The sequence below is a fragment of the Streptomyces sp. NPDC002403 genome (genome assembly GCF_053593015.1).
This window is the reverse complement of the sequence record NZ_JBSFBQ010000011.1, coordinates 37,113-56,195: the sequence shown is the minus strand read 5'-3', so window position 1 is coordinate 56,195 and position 19,083 is coordinate 37,113. Positions and strand designations below refer to the sequence as shown.

Annotated in this window: 22 protein-coding genes and 2 pseudogenes; 11 read left to right on the top strand and 13 right to left on the bottom strand. The window is 70.1% G+C overall.

From position 1 onward, the window contains the following. Positions 1-189: 189 nt before the first annotated feature. Positions 190-1,401: an NAD(P)-dependent malic enzyme gene (locus tag ACWCPY_RS15300; protein ID WP_385828072.1), complete on the bottom strand. Its 1,212-nt coding sequence runs from the start codon at positions 1,399-1,401 to the stop codon at positions 190-192. Positions 1,402-1,922: 521 nt separating this feature from the next. Between ACWCPY_RS15300 and ACWCPY_RS15295 the strand changes: the two genes are divergently transcribed. From ACWCPY_RS15295 to ACWCPY_RS15285, 3 genes are read left to right on the top strand one after another with little or no spacing between them, the layout of a single operon-like run. Further along, complete coding sequence (locus tag ACWCPY_RS15295) at positions 1,923-2,867, top strand: ABC transporter substrate-binding protein (RefSeq protein WP_451265040.1); 945 nt, start codon at positions 1,923-1,925, stop codon at positions 2,865-2,867. A gap of 29 nt (positions 2,868-2,896) precedes the next feature. After that, positions 2,897-3,847 carry an amino acid ABC transporter permease gene (locus tag ACWCPY_RS15290; protein ID WP_451265038.1) on the top strand — a complete coding sequence of 317 codons (951 nt, stop codon included), beginning with the start codon at positions 2,897-2,899 and terminating at the stop codon, positions 3,845-3,847. Further along, entirely contained in the window at positions 3,844-4,605 is a 762-nt protein-coding gene (locus ACWCPY_RS15285; protein ID WP_451265036.1) for an amino acid ABC transporter ATP-binding protein, read from the top strand. Before ACWCPY_RS15290 ends, ACWCPY_RS15285 begins: the two co-directional genes overlap by 4 nt. A gap of 55 nt (positions 4,606-4,660) precedes the next feature. Here ACWCPY_RS15285 and ACWCPY_RS15280 read toward each other — a convergent pair whose 3' ends face one another. From ACWCPY_RS15280 to ACWCPY_RS15270, 3 genes are all read right to left on the bottom strand, one after another. Further along, entirely contained in the window at positions 4,661-5,413 is a 753-nt protein-coding gene (locus ACWCPY_RS15280; protein ID WP_451265034.1) for a hypothetical protein, read from the bottom strand. After that, positions 5,410-5,898 carry a SigE family RNA polymerase sigma factor gene (locus ACWCPY_RS15275; RefSeq protein ID WP_451265032.1) on the bottom strand — a complete coding sequence of 163 codons (489 nt, stop codon included), beginning with the start codon at positions 5,896-5,898 and terminating at the stop codon, positions 5,410-5,412. The genes ACWCPY_RS15280 and ACWCPY_RS15275 overlap by 4 nt, the downstream gene beginning before the upstream one ends. Positions 5,899-6,045: 147 nt before the next feature. After that, positions 6,046-6,807: a class I SAM-dependent methyltransferase gene (locus tag ACWCPY_RS15270; RefSeq protein WP_451265030.1), complete on the bottom strand. Its 762-nt coding sequence runs from the start codon at positions 6,805-6,807 to the stop codon at positions 6,046-6,048. Between the two features lie 89 nt (positions 6,808-6,896). Between ACWCPY_RS15270 and ACWCPY_RS15265 the strand changes: the two genes are divergently transcribed. Next, positions 6,897-7,526, top strand: coding sequence for a CGNR zinc finger domain-containing protein (locus ACWCPY_RS15265; protein ID WP_451265028.1), 630 nt, complete (start codon positions 6,897-6,899; stop codon positions 7,524-7,526). On the opposite strand, the gene sodX is transcribed toward ACWCPY_RS15265, so the two are convergent. Beyond that, a complete protein-coding gene (gene sodX / locus ACWCPY_RS15260) occupies positions 7,430-7,888 on the bottom strand; it encodes a nickel-type superoxide dismutase maturation protease (protein ID WP_451265026.1) in 459 nt (152 codons plus the stop codon). The genes ACWCPY_RS15265 and sodX overlap by 97 nt on opposite strands. A 179-nt stretch (positions 7,889-8,067) precedes the next feature. Between sodX and sodN the strand changes: the two genes are divergently transcribed. After that, positions 8,068-8,463 (top strand): superoxide dismutase, Ni, encoded by a 396-nt coding sequence (gene sodN, locus ACWCPY_RS15255; protein ID WP_093549788.1) that lies wholly within the window; start codon positions 8,068-8,070, stop codon positions 8,461-8,463. Here the strand turns inward: sodN and ACWCPY_RS15250 are convergent. After that, a pseudogene (locus ACWCPY_RS15250) lies at positions 8,417-8,902 on the bottom strand (tyrosine-type recombinase/integrase); the annotation flags it as partial. The gene sodN and the pseudogene ACWCPY_RS15250 sit on opposite strands and share 47 nt — an antisense overlap. Positions 8,903-8,964: 62 nt before the next feature. On the opposite strand from ACWCPY_RS15250, the gene ACWCPY_RS15245 reads away from it, so the two are divergent. Beyond that, a complete protein-coding gene (locus tag ACWCPY_RS15245; protein ID WP_451265024.1) occupies positions 8,965-9,180 on the top strand; it encodes a DUF6243 family protein in 216 nt (71 codons plus the stop codon). A 427-nt stretch (positions 9,181-9,607) separates the two neighbouring features. Then, on the top strand, positions 9,608-10,294 hold the full coding sequence (locus ACWCPY_RS15240; RefSeq protein ID WP_451265022.1) for a DUF4232 domain-containing protein: 687 nt from the start codon (positions 9,608-9,610) through the stop codon (positions 10,292-10,294). 108 nt (positions 10,295-10,402) lie between these two features. On the opposite strand, the gene ACWCPY_RS15235 is transcribed toward ACWCPY_RS15240, so the two are convergent. After that, a complete protein-coding gene (locus ACWCPY_RS15235; protein WP_451265020.1) occupies positions 10,403-10,744 on the bottom strand; it encodes a VOC family protein in 342 nt (113 codons plus the stop codon). A 65-nt stretch (positions 10,745-10,809) separates the two neighbouring features. Further along, complete coding sequence (locus ACWCPY_RS15230) at positions 10,810-11,616, bottom strand: enoyl-CoA hydratase/isomerase family protein (protein WP_451265018.1); 807 nt, start codon at positions 11,614-11,616, stop codon at positions 10,810-10,812. Positions 11,617-11,710: 94 nt separating this feature from the next. Between ACWCPY_RS15230 and ACWCPY_RS15225 the strand changes: the two genes are divergently transcribed. Next, positions 11,711-12,427, top strand: coding sequence for a TetR/AcrR family transcriptional regulator (locus ACWCPY_RS15225; RefSeq protein WP_451265016.1), 717 nt, complete (start codon positions 11,711-11,713; stop codon positions 12,425-12,427). A gap of 14 nt (positions 12,428-12,441) precedes the next feature. Further along, positions 12,442-13,286 (top strand): annotated as a pseudogene (locus tag ACWCPY_RS15220) (IS5 family transposase). A 3-nt stretch (positions 13,287-13,289) separates the two neighbouring features. Here ACWCPY_RS15220 and ACWCPY_RS15215 read toward each other — a convergent pair. Both ACWCPY_RS15215 and ACWCPY_RS15210 read right to left on the bottom strand, forming a co-directional pair. Next, a complete protein-coding gene (locus ACWCPY_RS15215) occupies positions 13,290-13,838 on the bottom strand; it encodes a GNAT family N-acetyltransferase (RefSeq protein ID WP_451265014.1) in 549 nt (182 codons plus the stop codon). Between the two features lie 100 nt (positions 13,839-13,938). Further along, positions 13,939-14,412, bottom strand: a complete 474-nt coding sequence (locus ACWCPY_RS15210; protein ID WP_451265012.1) for a hypothetical protein — start codon at positions 14,410-14,412, stop codon at positions 13,939-13,941. Between the two features lie 318 nt (positions 14,413-14,730). Between ACWCPY_RS15210 and ACWCPY_RS15205 the strand changes: the two genes are divergently transcribed. Next, positions 14,731-15,210, top strand: a complete 480-nt coding sequence (locus ACWCPY_RS15205; protein WP_451265010.1) for a VOC family protein — start codon at positions 14,731-14,733, stop codon at positions 15,208-15,210. A 99-nt stretch (positions 15,211-15,309) separates the two neighbouring features. On the opposite strand, the gene ACWCPY_RS15200 is transcribed toward ACWCPY_RS15205, so the two are convergent. After that, positions 15,310-16,794, bottom strand: coding sequence for an MFS transporter (locus tag ACWCPY_RS15200; RefSeq protein WP_451265008.1), 1,485 nt, complete (start codon positions 16,792-16,794; stop codon positions 15,310-15,312). Between the two features lie 100 nt (positions 16,795-16,894). On the opposite strand from ACWCPY_RS15200, the gene ACWCPY_RS15195 reads away from it, so the two are divergent. Further along, the gene (locus ACWCPY_RS15195) at positions 16,895-17,506 is read left to right on the top strand and encodes a TetR/AcrR family transcriptional regulator (RefSeq protein ID WP_451265006.1); all 612 of its coding nucleotides are present in this window, start codon (positions 16,895-16,897) and stop codon (positions 17,504-17,506) included. Between the two features lie 294 nt (positions 17,507-17,800). Here the strand turns inward: ACWCPY_RS15195 and ACWCPY_RS15190 are convergent, their stop codons facing one another. Continuing rightward, positions 17,801-18,727, bottom strand: coding sequence for an NAD(P)H-binding protein (locus ACWCPY_RS15190; protein ID WP_451265004.1), 927 nt, complete (start codon positions 18,725-18,727; stop codon positions 17,801-17,803). Further along, complete coding sequence (locus tag ACWCPY_RS15185) at positions 18,724-19,083, bottom strand: DUF952 domain-containing protein (protein ID WP_451265002.1); 360 nt, start codon at positions 19,081-19,083, stop codon at positions 18,724-18,726. Before ACWCPY_RS15185 ends, ACWCPY_RS15190 begins: the two co-directional genes overlap by 4 nt.

The window sequence follows — 19,083 nt, the reverse complement described above, 5'->3', positions numbered from 1 at the left end:
CCGACGATAGGCCGGGCACGGGCCGGGCGTAACCGGCCGCCGGTGTGACGCGCGCCGCGCGTGCCGGCCCCGTCGGCGATCGAGGAGCGGAGGTCCGGGGGCGGAGTCCCCCGTCACGGGCAGGGGGCGGAGCCGGCCGCAGGCACCCCTTATCCGTGCCCCACTCCGCCCCGCCCCCGCCCCACCGGCTCAGCGCCGGGCCACGCCTTCCGCCCGCGCGGCCGCCGCCACCGCGGCCGTCACCGCGGGGGCCACCCGCTCGTCGAACGGCGACGGGATCACGTAGTCCGCCGCGAGCTCGTCGCCCACGACGTCGGCCAGTGCGTTCGCCGCGGCGATCTTCATGCCCTCGGTGATCCGGGAGGCCCGGACCTGGAGGGCGCCCGCGAAGATACCGGGGAAGGCCAGCACGTTGTTGATCTGGTTCGGGTAGTCGGACCGCCCGGTCGCCACGACGGACGCGTACTTGTGCGCGATGTCGGGGTGGACCTCGGGGTTCGGGTTCGCCATGGCGAAGACGAACGCGCCGGGCGCCATCGAGGCGACGGCCGCCTCGGGGACCGTACCGCCGGAGACGCCGATGAAGACGTCGGCGCCCGCCAGCGCGGACTCCAGCGGACCGGAGATCCCGGCCCGGTTGGTGAGCTCGGCCAGCTCGCGCTTGACCTCGGTCAGGTCCTCGCGGTCGCGGCTCACGATGCCCTTGCGGTCGGCCACGGCGACATCGCCGAGCCCCGCCTCCAGCAGGAACTTCGCGATGGCCACCCCGGCGGCGCCGGCGCCGGAGATGACGGCGCGCAGGTCGCCGAGGCTGCGGCCGGACAGCTTCGCGGCGTTCCGCAGGGCCGCGAGCGTCACGACGGCGGTGCCGTGCTGGTCGTCGTGGAAGACCGGGATGTCGAGCCGCTCCTGGAGCTTGCGCTCGATCTCGAAGCAGCGCGGCGCCGAGATGTCCTCCAGGTTCACGCCGCCGAAGGACGGCGCCAGCCGGACGACCGTCTCGACGATCTCGTCCGCGTCGGTGGTCGCGAGCGCGATCGGCACCGCGTCGACGCCGCCGAACTGCTTGAAGAGGATCGCTTTGCCCTCCATCACCGGGAGGGACGCCTCGGGTCCGATGTCACCGAGGCCGAGCACCGCGGTGCCGTCCGTCACGACGGCGACGACCTGCGACTTCCAGGTGTAGTCGTGGACCAGCTCGGGATTCTCCGCGATGGCGCTGCACACCTTGGCGACGCCGGGCGTGTACGCGAGGGACAGGTCGTCCTTGTCGCGGATGGGAACGGTGGCCTGCACGGCCATCTTTCCCCCGCGGTGGAGCGCGAAGGCCGGATCGAACGGCTCATCGGTGGTGCTGTCGGTGGTGCTGTCGCTGCGAGGATTGACGATCTCCGCTGCCATGGTGTTGACCCCTTAAGTCTTCATCGTTTGAGGGTGGCCACTCCTGGTTGAGGAGGGGTGGGCGGGCACCGCGTACGTGCCCCGCGTCGACGGTTGGCCCGCCCCGGCAGGGGGAAATACATACGCGCGGGCGCGCCGCACACGCGCCCTGAGCCCCGGATGAGGGGTGTAAAGGTCTTTCTTACCCGACGGACCGTGTCATGGACGAGTCCATACCGACTCGGTGACATGACTCATAGTCGAATATCTGGACAAGTCCGCCAAGCGACGAAAGCGTCCACCAGTCGAGACGCGCCGCAGATCTTCCGGCGTGAAGAGGGAAACCCCGTGGATGGTCCGGCCTCGTGTACCGGCCCCCCGGGGTTCGGGGATCGCCCGTTATCCGATTTTGACATGCGCAGCGGCAAGTTCGAGCCAGTCCGAATGGCAAGATGCCCTAATCACACAGGGGGGCGAGATCCACAGTCGTGTGTCCATACCGCCTGGTAACACCACCCTCACCTGCCGGAGGAACCCCGATCATGACCGCAAGCACCACACGTCGCACGGCCGCGAAATCCAGGATCGCAGCGGTCGGCGCCATCGCGGTCGCCGGCACCATGCTGCTGGCCGCCTGTGGCGACCAGACCAAGAACGGGCCGACGAACAGGTCGGCATCGGCCCCGCTCTCCGGTCTCCTGCCCAAGGAGATCAAGGACAAGGGCGTCATCAAGGTCGGTTCGGACATCGCCTATCCGCCGGTCGAGTTCAAGGACAAGTCCGGCAACACGGTCGGCATCGACCCTGACATCGCCGCCGCGATCGGCAAGCAGCTCGGCGTGACGCTCCAGTTCCAGAACGGCACGTTCGACACGCTGATCACCGGTCTGCGCTCCAAGCGCTACGACCTGGCGATGTCCTCGATGACCGACACCAAGGACCGCCAGCAGGGCATCGACTCCGAGACGAAGAAGAAGGTCGGCGAGGGCGTCGACTTCGTCGACTACTTCACCGCCGGTGTCTCGATCTACACCCGGAAGGGCGACGACCGGGGGATCACGAGCTGGGCCGATCTGTGCGGCAAGAAGATCGCGGTCCAGCGCGGCACCGTCTCGCACGACCTCGCCAAGGACGAGTCGAAGAAGTGCGCCGGCGGCAAGAAGATCGCCATCGAGACCTTCGACAACGACCTGGAGGCCCAGACCCGGCTGCGCAGCGGTGGCGTCGACGCCGGTTCCTCCGACTTCCCGGTGGCCGCGTACGCGGTGAAGACCTCGGGCGGCGGCAAGGACTTCCAGATCGTCGGCGAGCAGGTCGAGGCCGCCCCGTACGGCATCGCCGTCGCCAAGGGCAACGACCAGCTGACCAAGGCCGTTCAGGCGGCCCTGGAGGCGATCATCAAGAACGGCGAGTACAACAAGATCATATCCAAGTGGGGTGTGGACGCCGGCGCGGTCACCGAGGCCAAGGTGAACGGCGGATCCTGACCAGGCACCGGCGCTGAAAGGTTCTTCCTGTGACAGACATCGAGAAGACGGGCCCGGTCGACCGGCCGCCCATATCCTCCACCCCACCGCCCGGCCCCGAGGCGATCAGGGCCATTCCGGTCCGGCACTACGGCCGGTACGTCTCGGCGGTCATCGCGATCGGGGCGCTCGCCGCGATCGTCTACGCCTTCAGCCAGGGCAAGATCAACTGGGGTGCGGTCCCCGACTACTTCTTCGACCACCGCATCCTCAAGGGCGTCACCCAGACCCTGCTGCTGACCGCCCTGTCCATGGTCATCGGCATCGTCGGCGGCATCCTGCTGGCCGTGATGCGGCTGTCCAGGAACCCGGTGACCTCGTCGATCGCCTGGTTCTACATCTGGTTCTTCCGCGGCACGCCGGTCCTGGTCCAGCTGTTCGTCTGGTTCAACCTGGGCCTGGTCTTCGAGTACATCGACCTCATGCCGATCTACAAGGACTACTGGTCGAGCTTCATGACGCCGCTGCTGACGGCGCTGCTCGGCCTGGGTCTCAACGAGGCCGCGTACATGGCCGAGATCTGCCGCGCCGGTCTGCTCTCGGTCGACGAGGGCCAGACGGAAGCGTCGCACGCGCTGGGCATGAGCCACGGCAAGACCCTGCGCCGAGTCGTGATCCCGCAGGCGATGCGGGTGATCGTGCCGCCGACGGGCAACGAAGTGATCAACATGCTCAAGACGACGTCGCTGGTGGCGGCCGTGCAGTTCTACGAGCTGTTCAAGAACGCCCAGGACATCGGGCAGGCGTCCGGAGCACCGGTCGAGATGTACTTCCTGGCCGCGGCCTGGTACCTGATCATGACGTCGGTGCTGAGCATCGGCCAGTACTACCTGGAGCGGTACTACGCGCGCGGTTCGAGCCGCACCCTGCCGCCCACCCCGTTCCAGAAGGTCAGGGCCAATCTCCTGTCCCTCGGCCGCCCGAAGGGAGGCATGGCATGACCGCCATGGTGAAGGCCGAGGGCGTCCACAAGTCCTTCGGCGCCGCGCACATCCTCAAGGGCATCGACCTGGAGGTCGCGCCGCAGGAGGTCTTCTGCCTGATCGGCCCGTCCGGTTCCGGCAAGTCGACGTTCCTGCGGTGCATCAACCACCTGGAGCAGATCAACGCCGGCCGGCTGTACGTCGACGGCGACCTGGTGGGCTACCGCCAGAAGGGCGACAAGCTCTACGAGCTCAAGGACAGCGAGGTCGCGCTGAAGCGCCGGGACATCGGCATGGTCTTCCAGCGCTTCAACCTCTTCCCGCACATGACGGCGATCGAGAACGTCATGGAGGCCCCCGTCCAGGTCAGGCGCGAGTCCAAGGCCGTGGCCAGGGCCCGGGCCGAGCGGCTGCTGGACCGGGTCGGCCTCGGCGACAAGGCGAGGAACTACCCCTCCCAGCTCTCCGGCGGACAGCAGCAGCGGGTGGCCATCGCCCGCGCCCTGGCCATGGAGCCGAAGCTGATGCTCTTCGACGAGCCGACGTCGGCGCTCGACCCGGAGCTGGTGGGGGATGTCCTGGACGTCATGCGCGGTCTCGCGGAGGACGGCATGACGATGATCGTCGTGACCCACGAGATGGGCTTCGCCCGTGAGGTCGGCGACGCGCTGGTCTTCATGGACGACGGTGTGGTGGTCGAGTCGGGCCACCCGCGCGATGTGCTGACCGACCCGCAGCACGACCGGACGAAGTCGTTCCTGTCGAAGGTGCTGTAGCGGCGCGGAGAGAGGGCGGTACGGAGGCGACCTCCGTACCGCCCTCTTCCGTCCCCTACTTCTTGGGCAGCAGCTCCGGGCTGAGCAGCAGCTCCCGCAGCTGGGCGCGGGTCAGCGGCGGCGTCTTCAGGAGCGGGCCCTGCGCCCGCTCGCCCTTGAAGCCGGTGCTGTCACGGACGGCCAGCACCCCGCCGCCCTTCAGGGTGAGCCGGCCGGCCAGTTCCTTGCCCCACCGCGGTCCGCCCTCGTGGTCCATCGGGTCGCTCCAGGTCGTCAGCACCCGCCCGTCCGGCAGCTTCTCGTTCACGCAGTCCGGCATGCCCGGCATCCCCTGGGCGGGCTTGCACGGGTCGTCCCCCGCGACGGGGCTGCCGGTGTCGATGTAGCCGATGACGAGATAGCCGACGCCGCCGTCCCTGCGTACGGAGAAGCTGCCGTCCAGCGGTCCCTGCAGGTGCTCCATCTCCCGCTTGGAGGTGTCCGGGTCGAGGACGACGGAGAGCGAGACCTGGTCCACGGCGCCGACGTCCTCGGGCAGCACCTTCGCCAGGTCCTTCGCCCGACCGCTGTTCCCCGCGAGCTCGACCGGGGCCGCCACGGTGGTTTCCTGCGGGTCGTCGCCCTTCGGTGCCAGGTTCGGCACGACCACGGCTCCGGCCGCGACCGCGGCGACCGCCGCGACCGAGACGGTGACCCGGCGCCGCAGCCGCACCCGGGCGGCCCCGGCGTACACCGTCCGGGTGGTGGTGGCCGGCTGTCCGGCGTCGTCCGCGGCCCGCCCCAGCAGCTCGTGCACGTCGTTGCTCATACCAGTTCCTCCGCCATCTCGGCGCGCAGTGCCGCCAACCCCCGAGCCGTGTGGCTCTTGACCGTGTTCTCCCGCATCCCGAGCAGCCCGGCCGTGGCCTCGACGCTCAGGTCCTCCCAGTAGCGCAGGACCAGTACGGCCCGCTGCTTGTCCGTGAGCCGGGCGAGTGCCGCCCGCACCGCCAGGCCGGTGTCCGTGTCCGGCGCCCGGCCGGCACGGTCGGGCAGTTCGCCGTAGGACTGTTCGCGCCGCCAGAACCTGCGGCGGGATGCGATGAAGGTGTTGATCAGCGTCTTGCGCGCGTACGCCTCGATGTTGTCGAGCCGTCCGTACCGCCGCCCGCCGAGCACCACCTTGACCAGCGTCGCCTGGACCAGGTCATCGGCCTCGTGCCGGTCGCCGCAGAGCAGGTACGCGCTGCGGAACAGCGCGGTACGTCTGCCTTCGACGAAGGCGTGCAGCGCGGCATCGTCATCGATCCGCATCGTCGGCGCCCCTCTCCGGGTCCGCGGGTGCGGACCGTCTCACCCTTCCAGTGCGGCGGGAGGCACGGCGGGTTGCAGCGGGGTCCGGAAAACGAAGAGGCGGTACGGGCAACCTCCCCGCACCGCCCCTCATCGCACGTTCCGCCGCTACTTCACGGCGAGCACCAGGCTGTCCGAGGGCGAGGCCCAGACGCTCCGCGCCTCGCCGAATCCGGCCGCGCGCAGGGTCTCGGTGTGCCAGCCGACGGAGGGCATGTCGCCGTCCGCGTGCTCGCCGTAGATCCTGTACCGCTCGGCGGTCGGCCCGGCGAGGACCGGGTCCTCGGCGGCCAGCGCCCACCAGTCCGCCCAGTCGAGTGCGCCGGCGACCCTGGCCCGGTCCATGGCGGCGTGCCGGTGGGCGCGTTCGGCCGTGTTGATCCGGGGCGTCGCGGTGTCGATCATGTGGTCCGCGTTCATGAACACCCCGCCGTCCCTGACGAGCCCGCCGATGTGCCCGTAGAGCGCGGTGAGCGGTTCGGTGTGCAGCCAGTGCAGGGCGGTGGCGGTGAGCACGGCGTCGTACGAGTCGTACGGCAACTGCCGCGCCCACTCGGGGTCCTTGAGGTCCGCGCTGACAAAGGTGACGCGCTCGTCGCCGTCGAAGTAGCCGCGCGCGATGGCGAGCAGCGCCGGGTCGAGGTCCACGCCGGTGCTGGTGGCTTCCGGGAACCGCTTGAGCAGCCGGTCCGTAATACTTCCCGTACCGCATGCGAGATCGAGCACCCTCGGCCGCGGTCCCACAAGGGCCTCGACCATGTCCAGCATCACCCGGAACCGCTCCTCGCGGTCGGGCATGTACCACTCCTGCTGCCGGTCCCAGCTCTCCTGCCAGGCCCGCCAGTCCGTACCTGTCGATGTCTCAGTCACCAGGAACCTCCATGTAATACCCTGGACCCGTAAAAGCCCATTACACCGTTCGCTGCATCGACCATAGACCGACGCCGTAAGGACTACAAGTGGAACTGGCCTATTACTCGGACTACGCCGTACGTCTGGTCAACACCGAGGAGCCGGACCGCAACAAGGACTCCCTCACCTCCGTGGAGGCGGTCCGCGAGCTCTTCGGCGCCAACGGCCAGGCGGCCCGGCGGGCGACCGACGCGGACGTGACCCGCTTCAGGTCCGTACGGGCGCGGCTGCGCTCGGTCTTCGAGGCGGCCGACGGCGGTGACGAGACGCTCGCCGTCGACCTGCTCAACTCACTGCTGCTGGAGTTCCCGGTCAGCCCGCAGATCTCCGGCCACGAGACCCGCGACGAGGACGGCAAGCCGGACTGGCACATGCACCTGGCCGACCATCCGTCGAACGCGACGGCCGGGTACGCCGCCATCGCGGCGATGGGCCTCGCCTTCCACCTCACCTCGTACGGGGTCGACCGGCTCGGCCTGTGCGAGGCATCGCCGTGCCGCAACGCCTACCTCGACACCTCGACCAACCGGTCCCGCCGCTACTGCTCCGACCGCTGCGCGACCCGCGCCAATGTGGCCGCCTACCGGGCCCGCAAACGCCTGGAGACGGAACGGGCCGCCGACACCGGCCGCAGCGCGGAGACCGCCCAGGCCACCACACCCCGCACCGACCGCTGATCCTTCTTCAACGGCCGGTAGCGCGCCCGGACCCTGGCCAGTACGAACTCCTCGGGCACCACCCCGTAGTCCGTGCTGTCCCCGCCCGCGAAGCTGTTGTCGGCCAGCACCCACCAGCCGCCCCGACGGCGCTCGGCGGCCCGCTTCACGACCAGCAGGTCCTGCTGGAACGGATGTCTGAGGATCACCACGTCACCGGGGCGCACCATCGCCCCGTACTGCACGAGCAGCCAGTCCCCGTGATGGAGCGTCGGCACCATCGACGGCCCGGTCACCTCCACCACCTGGAACCGCACCCGCCCCGCCAGCCCCCGCCCGGGCTGCCCCTGCGTCAGCTCCGGCACCTCCGGCACCTCCCGCATCTCTCCGGCACCTCCCCGGTCCGTCCAGTACACGTCCTGCACAGCGTTCCGTACATTCGGCCACTGGTCCCATCCTCGCCCTGGACTTTTGGCCTAAGCCCATGGGGGCACCCACGAAAACACGTCTCTCACGGAGTAATGTCCCACCTGAGAAGACGATCACGAGGAAGGACAGCTCAATGCTTTCCCGCCTGTTTGCCCCCAAGGTGAAGGTCAGCGCCCACTGCGACCTGCCCTGCGGCGTGTACGACCCGGCCCAGGCCCGCATCGAGGCGGAGTCCGTCAAGGCCGTCCAGGAGAAGTACCAGGCCAACGAGGACCCGCACTTCCGGGCCCGCGCGGTGGTCATCAAGGAGCAGCGCGCCGAGCTCGCCAAGCACCACATCTCGGTGCTGTGGAGCGACTACTTCAAGCCCCCGCACTTCGAGAAGTACCCGGAGCTGCACCAGCTGGTCAACGACGCCCTCAAGGCGCTCTCGGCCGCGAAGGCCTCCACGGACCCGGCGACGGGCCAGAAGGCGCTGGACCTCATCGCCCAGATCGACAAGATCTTCTGGGAGACCAAGAAGGCCTGATCTTCGGCCGGGCTGTCCGACCCGCGGTTTCGCGGCTCGCGTCGCCCACCTCCCCGCACCCGGTCCGCAGGCCGCCGAGCACGGCGTCCATGGCGGACCGGGTGCGGTCTTTTTCGCCCGGTCGCAGGTGTGCGTGGATCCGCAGCGTGACGACGGCGGACACGGGCCCGAGGACCAGCTGCACCTGCTTGACGCTCACGCCGTCGGCGATGAGCGCGGAGGCGCAGAAGTGCCGCAGGTCGTGGGTCACCAGGTGCGGCAGTGCGACGGGCTTGCGGCCTTCCCGCTCGGCGGCCCCGTTCTCGACCGCCTGGAGCACCTTGCGGGCGCAGTTCCACTCGGTCTTCCAGCACCGATGGTTGAGGGGCTCCCTCTCCTCCATCGTGAACAGCCACTCCTTGGAGGGGCGCGCGGCGAGGTGTTCCAGGAGGCCGTCGGTCGCCGCGCCCGTCCCCCACCGACGAATCCGTAGATCACTTCACATCAATACCGGGAGAGCCCGTGACCGACAGCAAGAACATCAACAACCCCGTGGGCCAGGGCGGCGGCCAGCGCAAGAAGCTGTCCCGCACCGAACGGCAGAACAACGGTCCGCACCGCAACCTCGACCGCCGGAACGCGGCGGACAAGAGGGCGGAGCTGGTACGGAAGATGCGCGAGAAGACAGGCACGGCCGAGGGCGCCGGGCAGGCGGGCGACGAACCCGCACAGAGCTGAGGCACCGCCGCCGCAGGGCGGCACCAGGAGTCCGGGTCAGTGACCTGCGCGACCACCATCGCCGCAGGTCACCAGCCCGGCCCGTTACTGGAGGACCAGGAAGGCCTGATCTTCGGCCGGGCCGTCCGACCCGCGGTTTCACGGCTCGCGTCGCCCACCTCCCCGCACCCGGTCCGCAGGCCGCCGAGCACGGCGTCCATGGCGGACCGGGTGCGGTCTTTTTTCGCCCGGTCGCAGGTGCGCGTGGATCCGCAGCGTGACGACGGCGGACACGGGCCCGGGATCCGTGTCACAGGCGCGTGACGGCAACGTCCTGGACGTGAGACAGCGCGAACCGGCAGCCAGGAGCGGTCGTCTTCTTGATCGTCAACGCGCGGTACCGAGCACCCGGTGCCCCGCACCTGCCACGCCGAAAGGGAACCCCGTAATGAACCGTCGTCTCCGCACCGCCCTTGCCGTCACCGCCATGCTCGGCGCGGGCCTGCTGATGACAGCGTGCGAGGACGGTGACGACGCGTCGGCGTCGGGCGCCCCGGCGGCATCCGGACAGGCGAGCCGGACGGCACCCGGCAGCAGTGACGGCGGGGACAAGAACGGCGGGAACAGCGCTTCCGGCGCTTCGAAGTCCTCCGGCGGCGGGGCCGCGGCCGGCGGCTCGTCGGACAAGTCCAGTGCGGGCGGCGGCGACACGGCCGGGGACAAGAGCGGCTACGGGCAGAGCTGCGGCACCAACGACATCTCCTGGAGCGCGAGTTCCGAGTCCCAGGCAGGCGGCTACTTCCTGATCAAGGGCAAGGCCAAGCCCGGCATCACCTGCGTCCTGCCCGCCGCGCTGCCGGTCGTGGCCTTCGGATCGGACGGAACGGCCGCCGCGCCCGCGGAGCAGTCCGCGGGGCAGCCGATCACACTGCATGGCGGGGTCACCGTCTACGCCGGGGTGAACCCCAAGACCACCGACGCGGACGGCGGCAAGGAGCTGGACAGCATCATCGTCTCCGTCGCCGACGACGACCCGAACCCGGAGTCCCTGAACGTCGGCTCGTTCGTCGTCGACAAGCCGATCGTCACCAGCTGGCACACCTCCCCCGCCGACGCCGTTCCCTTCTCGGACTAAGAGCGCCCGGCAGTTGGCGTCACTTCAGTCGCTTGCCCGAGCCGTGCACCAGCGCGGCGATGCGCTCGGGCAGCAGCGCCGCGAACTGGTCCCAGACGCGGCGGCCGCTCAGGAGCCGACGTATTCGTACACACCCCCGTGGGGGTGACGAAGCACCGCACGATGGCCATTGGGGGTGGGCTGCGCTGGCCTCACCACGGTGGCCCCGGCCGCCACCGCTTCCTCGATCGCCGCGTCCAGGTCAGCGACCACGAGAGTGGCCCCGACTCCGGCGACCCGTTGCACCGCTTCGTCGGTCCCGCTGAACAGGAGAAAGGGGCCGATGCTCGCCAGCCCCACCCCGGCGAAGGCGAAGCGGGCGGCTGTCTGGCCGGTCACCCTCTCGTAGAAGGTGATGGCCGCGTCCAGGTCGTCAACACGCTGTCGTGCGATCACTGAGTCGATCTTCATGGTCGGTGCCATAGCTCCTCGTAGGGGCGCGTCTCTGCTCATGCCGGGGGGTGTTCGCGGCAACGCTAGTTGCCACTGCTCGCGAGGAGCTGCCGTGCGTATCCGCCACGCAGTTCCTCGGTGATCCGGCGTCGCCATGGGTGGCTGATCACCGCATGGGTGAGCCGACGGGAAGTGCGGGGCGCAGCCATGATCGTTTCTGCGACTCGGCGGGCTCGGTCCATCAGTTGATCCCTCGGCAGCACCTCGTTGACCAGCCCCCATTGCAGTGCGGTCGCGGAATCGATCCCCCCGCCCGTGTAGGCGAGGTGGGCGGCACGCTTGGTACCAAGAAGCTCCTCCAGGGCGAGGTACATGCCGTCGCCGGGCACCGACCCGGCGGCGAAATTCCCGTCGGCGATCACCACGTCGTCGGCGCACAGGGTGATGTCGCACATCAAGGCCAGTTCCTGGCGTGGACCGGGTCCGTTCAGCACCCCGATGGTCGGGACGTCGACACCAAGGACCAGCCCCTCAAGGAGTCGCGCCCCGTCGGAATACTGCTCGTACAGCAGGTCGCTGGACCACTGTGACAACGGTTGCGCAAACGACCGCGGATCGACCCCGGCCATCCACTGTCGGCCCGTCCCGGTAATGATCAGGACCTCGTTGTCCGGGTCCGCACCGGCTTCCGCGAGCACTCTCCCCCAAGCGTTCAGCAGCGCACGCGAGAAGACCGCCGATCCGCCCTCGGTGTGCATACGGATCTCGACGACCCCCGAGTCCCGGTGGATGTCGAAGTGTTCGGCGAACGCGGCCGCATACCACTTCAGGGCCGGGCGTCCCACGAAGCCGCCGAGAATCCTGTCGCGATCATCCAGCGCATCGGGCATCGGGCATCGAACCTTTCGATCGGCAGGAGTCCGGCGCCCTCACTCTGTCATATTAAGTGGGGTCAGACCCCACTTAATGAGAAGACGGGAAAGAATGCAGCCAGCGAACGAGGAACGTGCGGGCGACGGCCGACCCGTGCGTGCCGATGCCCGGATCAGCCGCGAGCGGATCGTGGCCTCCGCCGGTCGACTGTTTGCCGAGGAAGGCGTGCTGGTATCCCTGGAGCGGATTGCCCGGCACGCCGGGGTGGGCTCGGCGACGCTGCACCGCCACTTTCAGGGGCGACGCGCACTTGCCGTTGCGGTGATGGACGAGCGGGTCCAGGCCCTGTGCGCACGAGCGCGTCGGCTCTCGGCCGAGTTCGAACCCGGGCACGCCCTTGAGGCGTGGCTACGGGTAGTCGTGGAGCACAACAACACGTTTCGTGGCCTTGCCATGCTGCTGTCCGAGGAACTTGCCGAGCCCGGACATCACGTGGAAGCGCGGCATGACGAGGTGCGCGCGGCAGGCGCAGAGCTTCTGCACCAGGCGCAGCAGGCGGGCGCGGCCCGGAGCGACATCACGATCTCGGAACTCCTCAACCTGGCCAACGGGATCGCGGTTGCCACCGAGCGCGTGCGGGACCGGGAGAGGAAAGCCGACCATCTGCTCAACGTCGTGATCACCGGCGTGCGGCCCCGCGCCGACGCGGCCGTACACGACGCCCGCGCCCAGGAGCGCCCGGCAGGCGGCACGCTGGATAGTCCATCGGGCACCCGGAGCAGAGCAGCCACGAGCCCGGGTGATCACGGAGTTCTCTACGCTCAGTGATCACCGGAGGGCTCGTGCCTGTCTTGCCATCATGCCTGCTCGAACCCCTTTGGGACGAGTTCGCGGCACTGCTGCCCGAGCACATCGACACCCACCCGCTCGGCTGCCACAACCCGCGCACCTCCGACCGGACCGTCTTCGAACATGTCATCGCCGCGCCGGCACACGGCTCCGGCTACGAGCGCATCGCCGGCCCCGGCTGCTCGGACCGCACGATTCGACGCCGCCTCACGCACTGGGCCGAGTTGGGGACAGCCAAGCAGGTGCACGCGCTCGCCCTGCAGGCGTACGACCGGATGATCGGCCTGAAGCTCGATGAACTGTCCGTGGCCGGCTGCATCACCAAGGCCCCCTGCGGCGGGGAGGCCGCCGCACGCTCACCCGTGGACCGGGGCAAGCAGGTCCTGAAACGCTCCGTGGCCACCGAGGCCACCGGCGTTCCACTCGGCGTCGTGGCGGCCGTGGCCAACCGCCACGACTCCCCGCTTCTCGTGCCCACCCTTCAAGCCGCCAAGGAACAGGTCGGCGACCTTCCCCACCAGGTCAACGTGAACCTTGACCGAGGTTACGGCAGCAGCAGGACCCGTTCCGCGCTCGCCGGACTCGAATTCACCGCCGAGATCGCCCGCAAGGGCGTCCCCCCGCCCAGATCCAAGCCGACAAGAGATGGGTGGTCGAGCGCAGTCACGCGTGGATGAACGGCTTCGGCAGGCTACGGCGCTGCACCGACAGGCGCAGCCGAGTCGTGGACTTCTACCTCTACCTCGCCGCAGCAATCGTCACGCTGCGTATGCTCATCCGCCGTGCCACCCCACGCTACCGCTGGGACGAGCGTCCCCACACCAAGCGGCTGAAGTGACGCCTACTGCCGGGCGTTCCAAAGGATGTGACTGTCGGTCAGTTTCCTTTCCCAGAACACTTCGTCGCGCCATGCGCCGTCGGCGTAGAAGTGGTCATGGGCGATGCCCCAGGAAGTGAATCCGTGCTTGCGCAGGACCGCCTGGGACGCGAGGTTCTCCAGTTGGGTGTGTGCCTCAAGGCGATGCAGGTTCAGCTCGTCCTCGGCGATCCGCAACGCGAGGCCCACGGCGCGGCTCGTGTGTCCGCGTCCCTGGTGGAGAGAGGAGACCCAGTAGCCGAGGAAACCCTTCTGGAACGGGCCGCGCAGGATCGAGCCGATGGTGACCTGCCCGATGACGGTCTCGTCGGCGACCACGACGCCGGGCCAGGTGAGTCCGTCGTCGTGGGAGGCCAGAAGGGATTCGATGACCGCGGCCTGCCCGTCGGGCGTGTAGAACTCCGCGGGCCTCGCGGGCAGCCAGCGCGCGTACGCCTGTTTGTCCCGGGAGAGCAGGCCGGCGAGTGCGGGGCCGTCGGAGGGCTCGATCAAGCGGATCGATGTGGAGGTCATGGGTGTTCTGCCGTCTTGTCGGCTGCGGTGGGCGGTCGGTGCGCGGGAGTCATACGGTACGCCGTCGGCAGGAGCGGTCACCCGTCCCGCCGCATCGGCCCTAATCGCCCGAGAATCCGAAGACTCCCAGGTGGGTGGGCTGGTCGTCGGCGTAGAGGACGACGTAACGGCCGGTCCACCGCATCCGGCACTCACCCAGGAGGCTCCGCTCGTGTTCCTCGTGGCTCGCGGCGTCGTCGGCAGCGGCGACAAGTTCTTCGTACTGCGCGACCGTGGGGCGGTCCGTACCGAAGTGGTGGACCACTCGGCCGAGTGCCAGAGGGCGAAGGGTGCCGTAGTCGGAGGGGCGGGACTGCGTCGGCGGGTCGTCCGTGGCGACGACCCTGTCGATGTCGAGGATCGTATGGGTGCCCTCGTTTCCCATGAACTCCGCGTCCTCGTACAGTTCTTCCAGGCTTCGGTAGCGGGAACCGTCGCCGTACTGCTCCCGGAACAGCCTTGTCCGCAGGGCCTCCAGGGCCGCCTCGACATCCCCGTCGTACCCGGTGACGTAGTCCCATCCGCCGGCACCCATGGAGCCGTCCTCTCCGAAGACCGTGAACGCACAGACGGTAGCGGCAGGGACTGACAACCTCCGCGGCCTCGCGCCGGGCCCGGGACGGTTACCGGGAGCGCGCGGAGGCGTTCGCGGAGGAGTTTGCGAAGCCGTTTACCTGGAACGCGGCCGTGTCGCCAGGGGTTTCGCCTCCCGCGAGGGGACCATATGAAGTCGGCCGATGCCGGTCCCCCGTCGATTCGCTCCTCGTACCACCGATGAGCTTTCGGGGCAGGATCGGTCGGTATGGGTGGACATGCGCGGGCGACGGGGCTGCGCGCACGAGGGGAGAAAACGATGACCACCGAGGGCTTCACCACATGTCTGTGGTTCGACGGGCAGGCCGAGGAGGCGGCGGAGTACTACATCTCCGTCTTCAGGAACGCGCGCCTCGGCAGGATCGGGCGCTACAGCGAGGCGGGGCCGGGGCCCGCCGGGTCGGTGATGACGGTCGAGTTCGAGCTCAACGGGCAGCGGTTCGTCGGGGTGAACGGCGGGCCGGAGTTCACCTTCAACGAGGCCGTCTCGTTCCAGATCGACTGCGCCGACCAGGCCGAGGTGGACCACTACTGGAGCAGCCTCACCGACGGCGGCGAAGAAGGGCCCTGCGGCTGGCTGAAGGACCGGTACGGCCTCTCCTGGCAGGTCGTGCCCGAGGGCCTGACCGAGTTGCTCCTCGACCCGGACGGGGCCAAGGCCGCCCGGGCCACCGCCGCGATGATGACCATGAAGAAGCTGGACATCGCCGCGCTGCGGAAGGCGCACGACGAGGGCTGAGCAGCGCGGACGCGGGGGTGCCGGAGGTGGATCCACCGACTCCCGTCGGATCCGCCTCCGGCATCCGCGCGCCGGCGCCCGGCGGGCCCTTGCCCGCCGTCACCCTCGCGCGCCGCTCCTCGCGCGCCGCGGGGCGAGGAAGGTGCCCGCGAGCAGCGCTCCGGCCAGGACCAGCGCCGAGTTGACCAGGATCGCGACCGAGACGCCCGAGAGGACGCCCTCGGGGCCGGTGTCGCCGAGGGCGGACATCCGGGCGGTGGCCACGGCGCTCATGACCGGGATGCCCAGGGTGATGCCGACCTGCTGGGTCATGGTGGCGAGGCCGGTGGCCAGGCCCTGTTCCTCGTCGGGGAGTCCGGAGGTCGCGGTGACCATGAAGCCGACGATCATCAGCATGTTGCCGATGCCGCCGACGAAGGTGGCCGCCAGCAGCAGCGTGATCCAGCCGCTCGACGTCCCGAGCGCCACCAGACAGAGCGTGGCGGCGGCCTGGACGGCGCCGCCGGTGACGATGGCCGTACGGCTCCCGAACCGGCCGACCGCACGGCCGCCGAGCATGCCGCCGATCACCGTGCCGATGCCCAGGACACCGAAGGCGAGACCGGTGGCGAGGGGTGAGTGGCCGAGGACTTCCTGGAGGTAGAGGGTGAGCAGGAAGACCAGCGAGGTCTCGGTGACGAAGGCGATCAGGCCCGCGGTGTTGCCCCAGATGACGCTGCGCCGCTTCAGGATGTGTACGGGGACCAGCGGCGCCGGGGCCTTCTTCTCGACGGCCCGGAAGGCGACGAGGAGCACGAGCCCGGCGAGCAGGGCGGCCAGGGTGGTGGGCCTGGTCCAGCCGGACTCACCGGCCTGCGTCAGACCGTAGACGAGCAGCAGCAGTCCGCCGGTGACGGTCACGGCCCCGGGGACGTCGAGCCGGGGGCGCCCGGCCGGCCGCGAGTCGGTGATGACGGCCGGGGCGAGGGCGACCACCAGGGCGGCGACCGGCACGTTGACGAAGAACGCCCAGCGCCAGGAGAGCAGGTCGGTGAGCAGGCCGCCGAGGACGGCACCGGCGGTGAAACCGGCGGACATCAGCGCCCCGTTGAGACCCAGGGCGCGTTCGCGCAGCGGGCCCTCCTTGAAGGCGGTGGTCAGCAGCGCGAGTCCGGCCGGGGTCACGGCCGCCGTGGCGAGCCCCTGCAACACCCGTGCCACGAGCAGCATTTCGGGCGAGGTGGCGAGCCCGCCGAGGGCGGAGGAGAGGCCGAGGACGGACATCCCGGCGAGGAACAGCCGCTTGCGGCCGACGAGGTCGGCGATCCGGCCGAGGAGCAGGGTGAAGCCGGCCGCGGCGAGCGCGAACGAGGTGGCGATCCACTGGAGGTGGGAGAGGGAGAAGCCGAGCCCCTCGCCGACGACCGGCAGCGCGACGTTCAGGATCGAGAAGTCCACGGCGATCATGAACTGGGCGCCGAGGAGGAGTGCGAGGACGAGCTTCTGCCGTCCGGTCATGCGGGTCCGGGACGGGGAGGAGACAGGGGAAGGGGAGAGAGCGGTGGCGCCGGTCGTATCCGACGGGGCCTGGCTGGGTGCGGACATGATGGCCTTCCTCGGAGAGAGGCTCTAATGGGACTAAAGTGCCGTTAAAGTGGAGTCACCGTAACAGAGGAAGGGTTACTAATGGAACTGGAGACCCGTTATGACTTCTGAGGGTGTGGAACCCGGAAGCGTCCGGCCCGGTGGCCGTACCGCCCGGGTCCGCGAATCGGTCCTGCGGGCGGCGGGCGACGCCCTGGCCGAGCACGGCTTCGACCGCCTGGACCTCGCCGATGTGGCGCGCCGGGCGGAGGTCGGCAAGACGACCGTCTACCGGCGCTGGTCCACGCCCACCGGGCTGATCGCGGACCTGCTCGACGACATGGCCGAGCAGTCCTCGCCCCGTACCGCCACGGGTTCGCTGGCCGAGGACCTCCGGGCCAACGCCCGGCTGGTGGCGAGGACCCTCTCCGACCCGCGGCAGGGCGCGCTCTTCAAGTCCGTGATCGCCGCGGCCACCTGCGACCCGCGCACGGCCGAGGCGCTGCACCGGTTCTACGCGATTCGCATCAAGGAGTGGTCCGGCTGCGTCACCGAGGCCGTCGAGCGCGGGGAGCTGCCCGCGGGCACGGACCCGGACGAGGTGATCCGCGCCGTGTCCGCGCCGCTCTACTACCGGCTGCTGGCCAGCGGCGACCCGCTCGACGAGGCGGCCGCGGACCGTGCCGCCGAGGCCGCGGCGGCGGCGGCACGGTCGGGCGCGTACGCCGGCTGAGGGCCGACGCGCAGGGTGCCGGGCGGGTCCGCCGCCCACCGCCCCCCGGCCCGCCAGGAGGTGCTGGGCCGCGAGCCGGTCGCGCCGGAGCAGGAGTACATCGATGTCGCCGTGGTCCCGGAGGGCTCGGCCCACGGCGGACTCGACCGCGTGTCCCCCCGCGATCCGTCAGGGGACACGCAACGGTGCGAAGAGGCGGGCGGTCTCGTCCGGCGGGGGCGGATCCCAGGAGCCCCACGGGGTCTCCGTACTGGCCTCCGGTTCCTCTCCTCGCCGGCACCGCCCGCCTCGGGGTCAGTCCGTCTTCAGCAGATGCCGGTAGCTGTCCGGATGCTCCCGCAGGAAGGCGGCCAGGCTCGTCGCCGGATGCCCGGTGAGGTCCGGCACCGCCGCCGAGACCGTGGCCATCTCGCCGACGGCGATGGCCTCGTACGACGTCACCCAGCCGGCCACCTCCCAGTCCTCGGCACCGTACTGCGCCCGGGAGGCGTAGGCCTCCTCGTGGGTCTCCGGCCGGTAGGTGACGGTCCGGCCGGTGACCCTGCCGAGCTCCTCGGCCGCCTCGGCGAGGGTGAACGCCTCCGGGCCCGTGAGGTCGTAGGTGATCCCGTCGTGGCGGGTGTCGTCGCCCTCGGTGTCGGCCAGCAGGACGGCGACCGCGGCGTCCGCGATGTCGTCGTGCGCCACCGCCGCCACCCGGCCGTCCCCGGCCGGGCCGCGCAGCACCCCGTCTGCACCGGTCATCGCCGGGATCCCGGCGAGGTACAGGCTGTCGCGCAGGAAGGTGTGGCGGATGTCGGCGGCCCGGATGTGCGCCTCGGTGTGCCAGTGGTCGCGGGCGAAGGTGAACGTGGCGTCCGGCGCCGCGCCCAGGAAGGAGACGTACACGATGCGCTCGACGCCCACGGCGACCGCCGCGTCCACGGCCGTCGTGTGCTCGCGCACCCGGTACGGGCTCTCGTGCGCCGAGACGAGGAACAGCGTGTGCGCCCCGGCCAGGGCGCGGCGCATGGCCTCGCCGTCGCCGTACGGGGCGGGCGGCGCGGCGACGGCGCCGGGCAGTTCGGGCAGCCGGGACGGGTCGCGCCCGAGGAGCCGCACGGGCACGCCTGCGCGTGCCAGACGCCGCGCGACACGGCCGCCGACGGCTCCGCCCGCGCCGGTGACGGCGACGATGGGGGCGCCCGGGGTCTCCGGGCCGGTGGGGGGTGGGTTGTTCATGCGGGAGCGCCTTCCTTGCGCGGCCAGGGCCGCACCTCCACGACCGCGTCCACCGGGACGGGACCGTAGATGTGCGGGAACTCCTCGCCGCCGGGCGCGACGGGCTCGTACCGTACGGGCGCCGGGAGCCGGTCGGGATCGATGACGAGGACCACGAGTTCCTGGTCACCGGTCCCGGCCCCGCTCCCGGCGCCGTACAGCATCTCGGCCACGCCGGCGAGCTGGTGCGGCAGCGAGCAGTGGATGAAGCCCTCTTCGTGCAGGGTGCGGCCGCGGGTGGACATCTCGTACGTCCCGATCCCGCGGGCCGCCTCCCACAGGGGGCCTTCGGTGAGGTGCAGCAGCAGTTCGGCCAT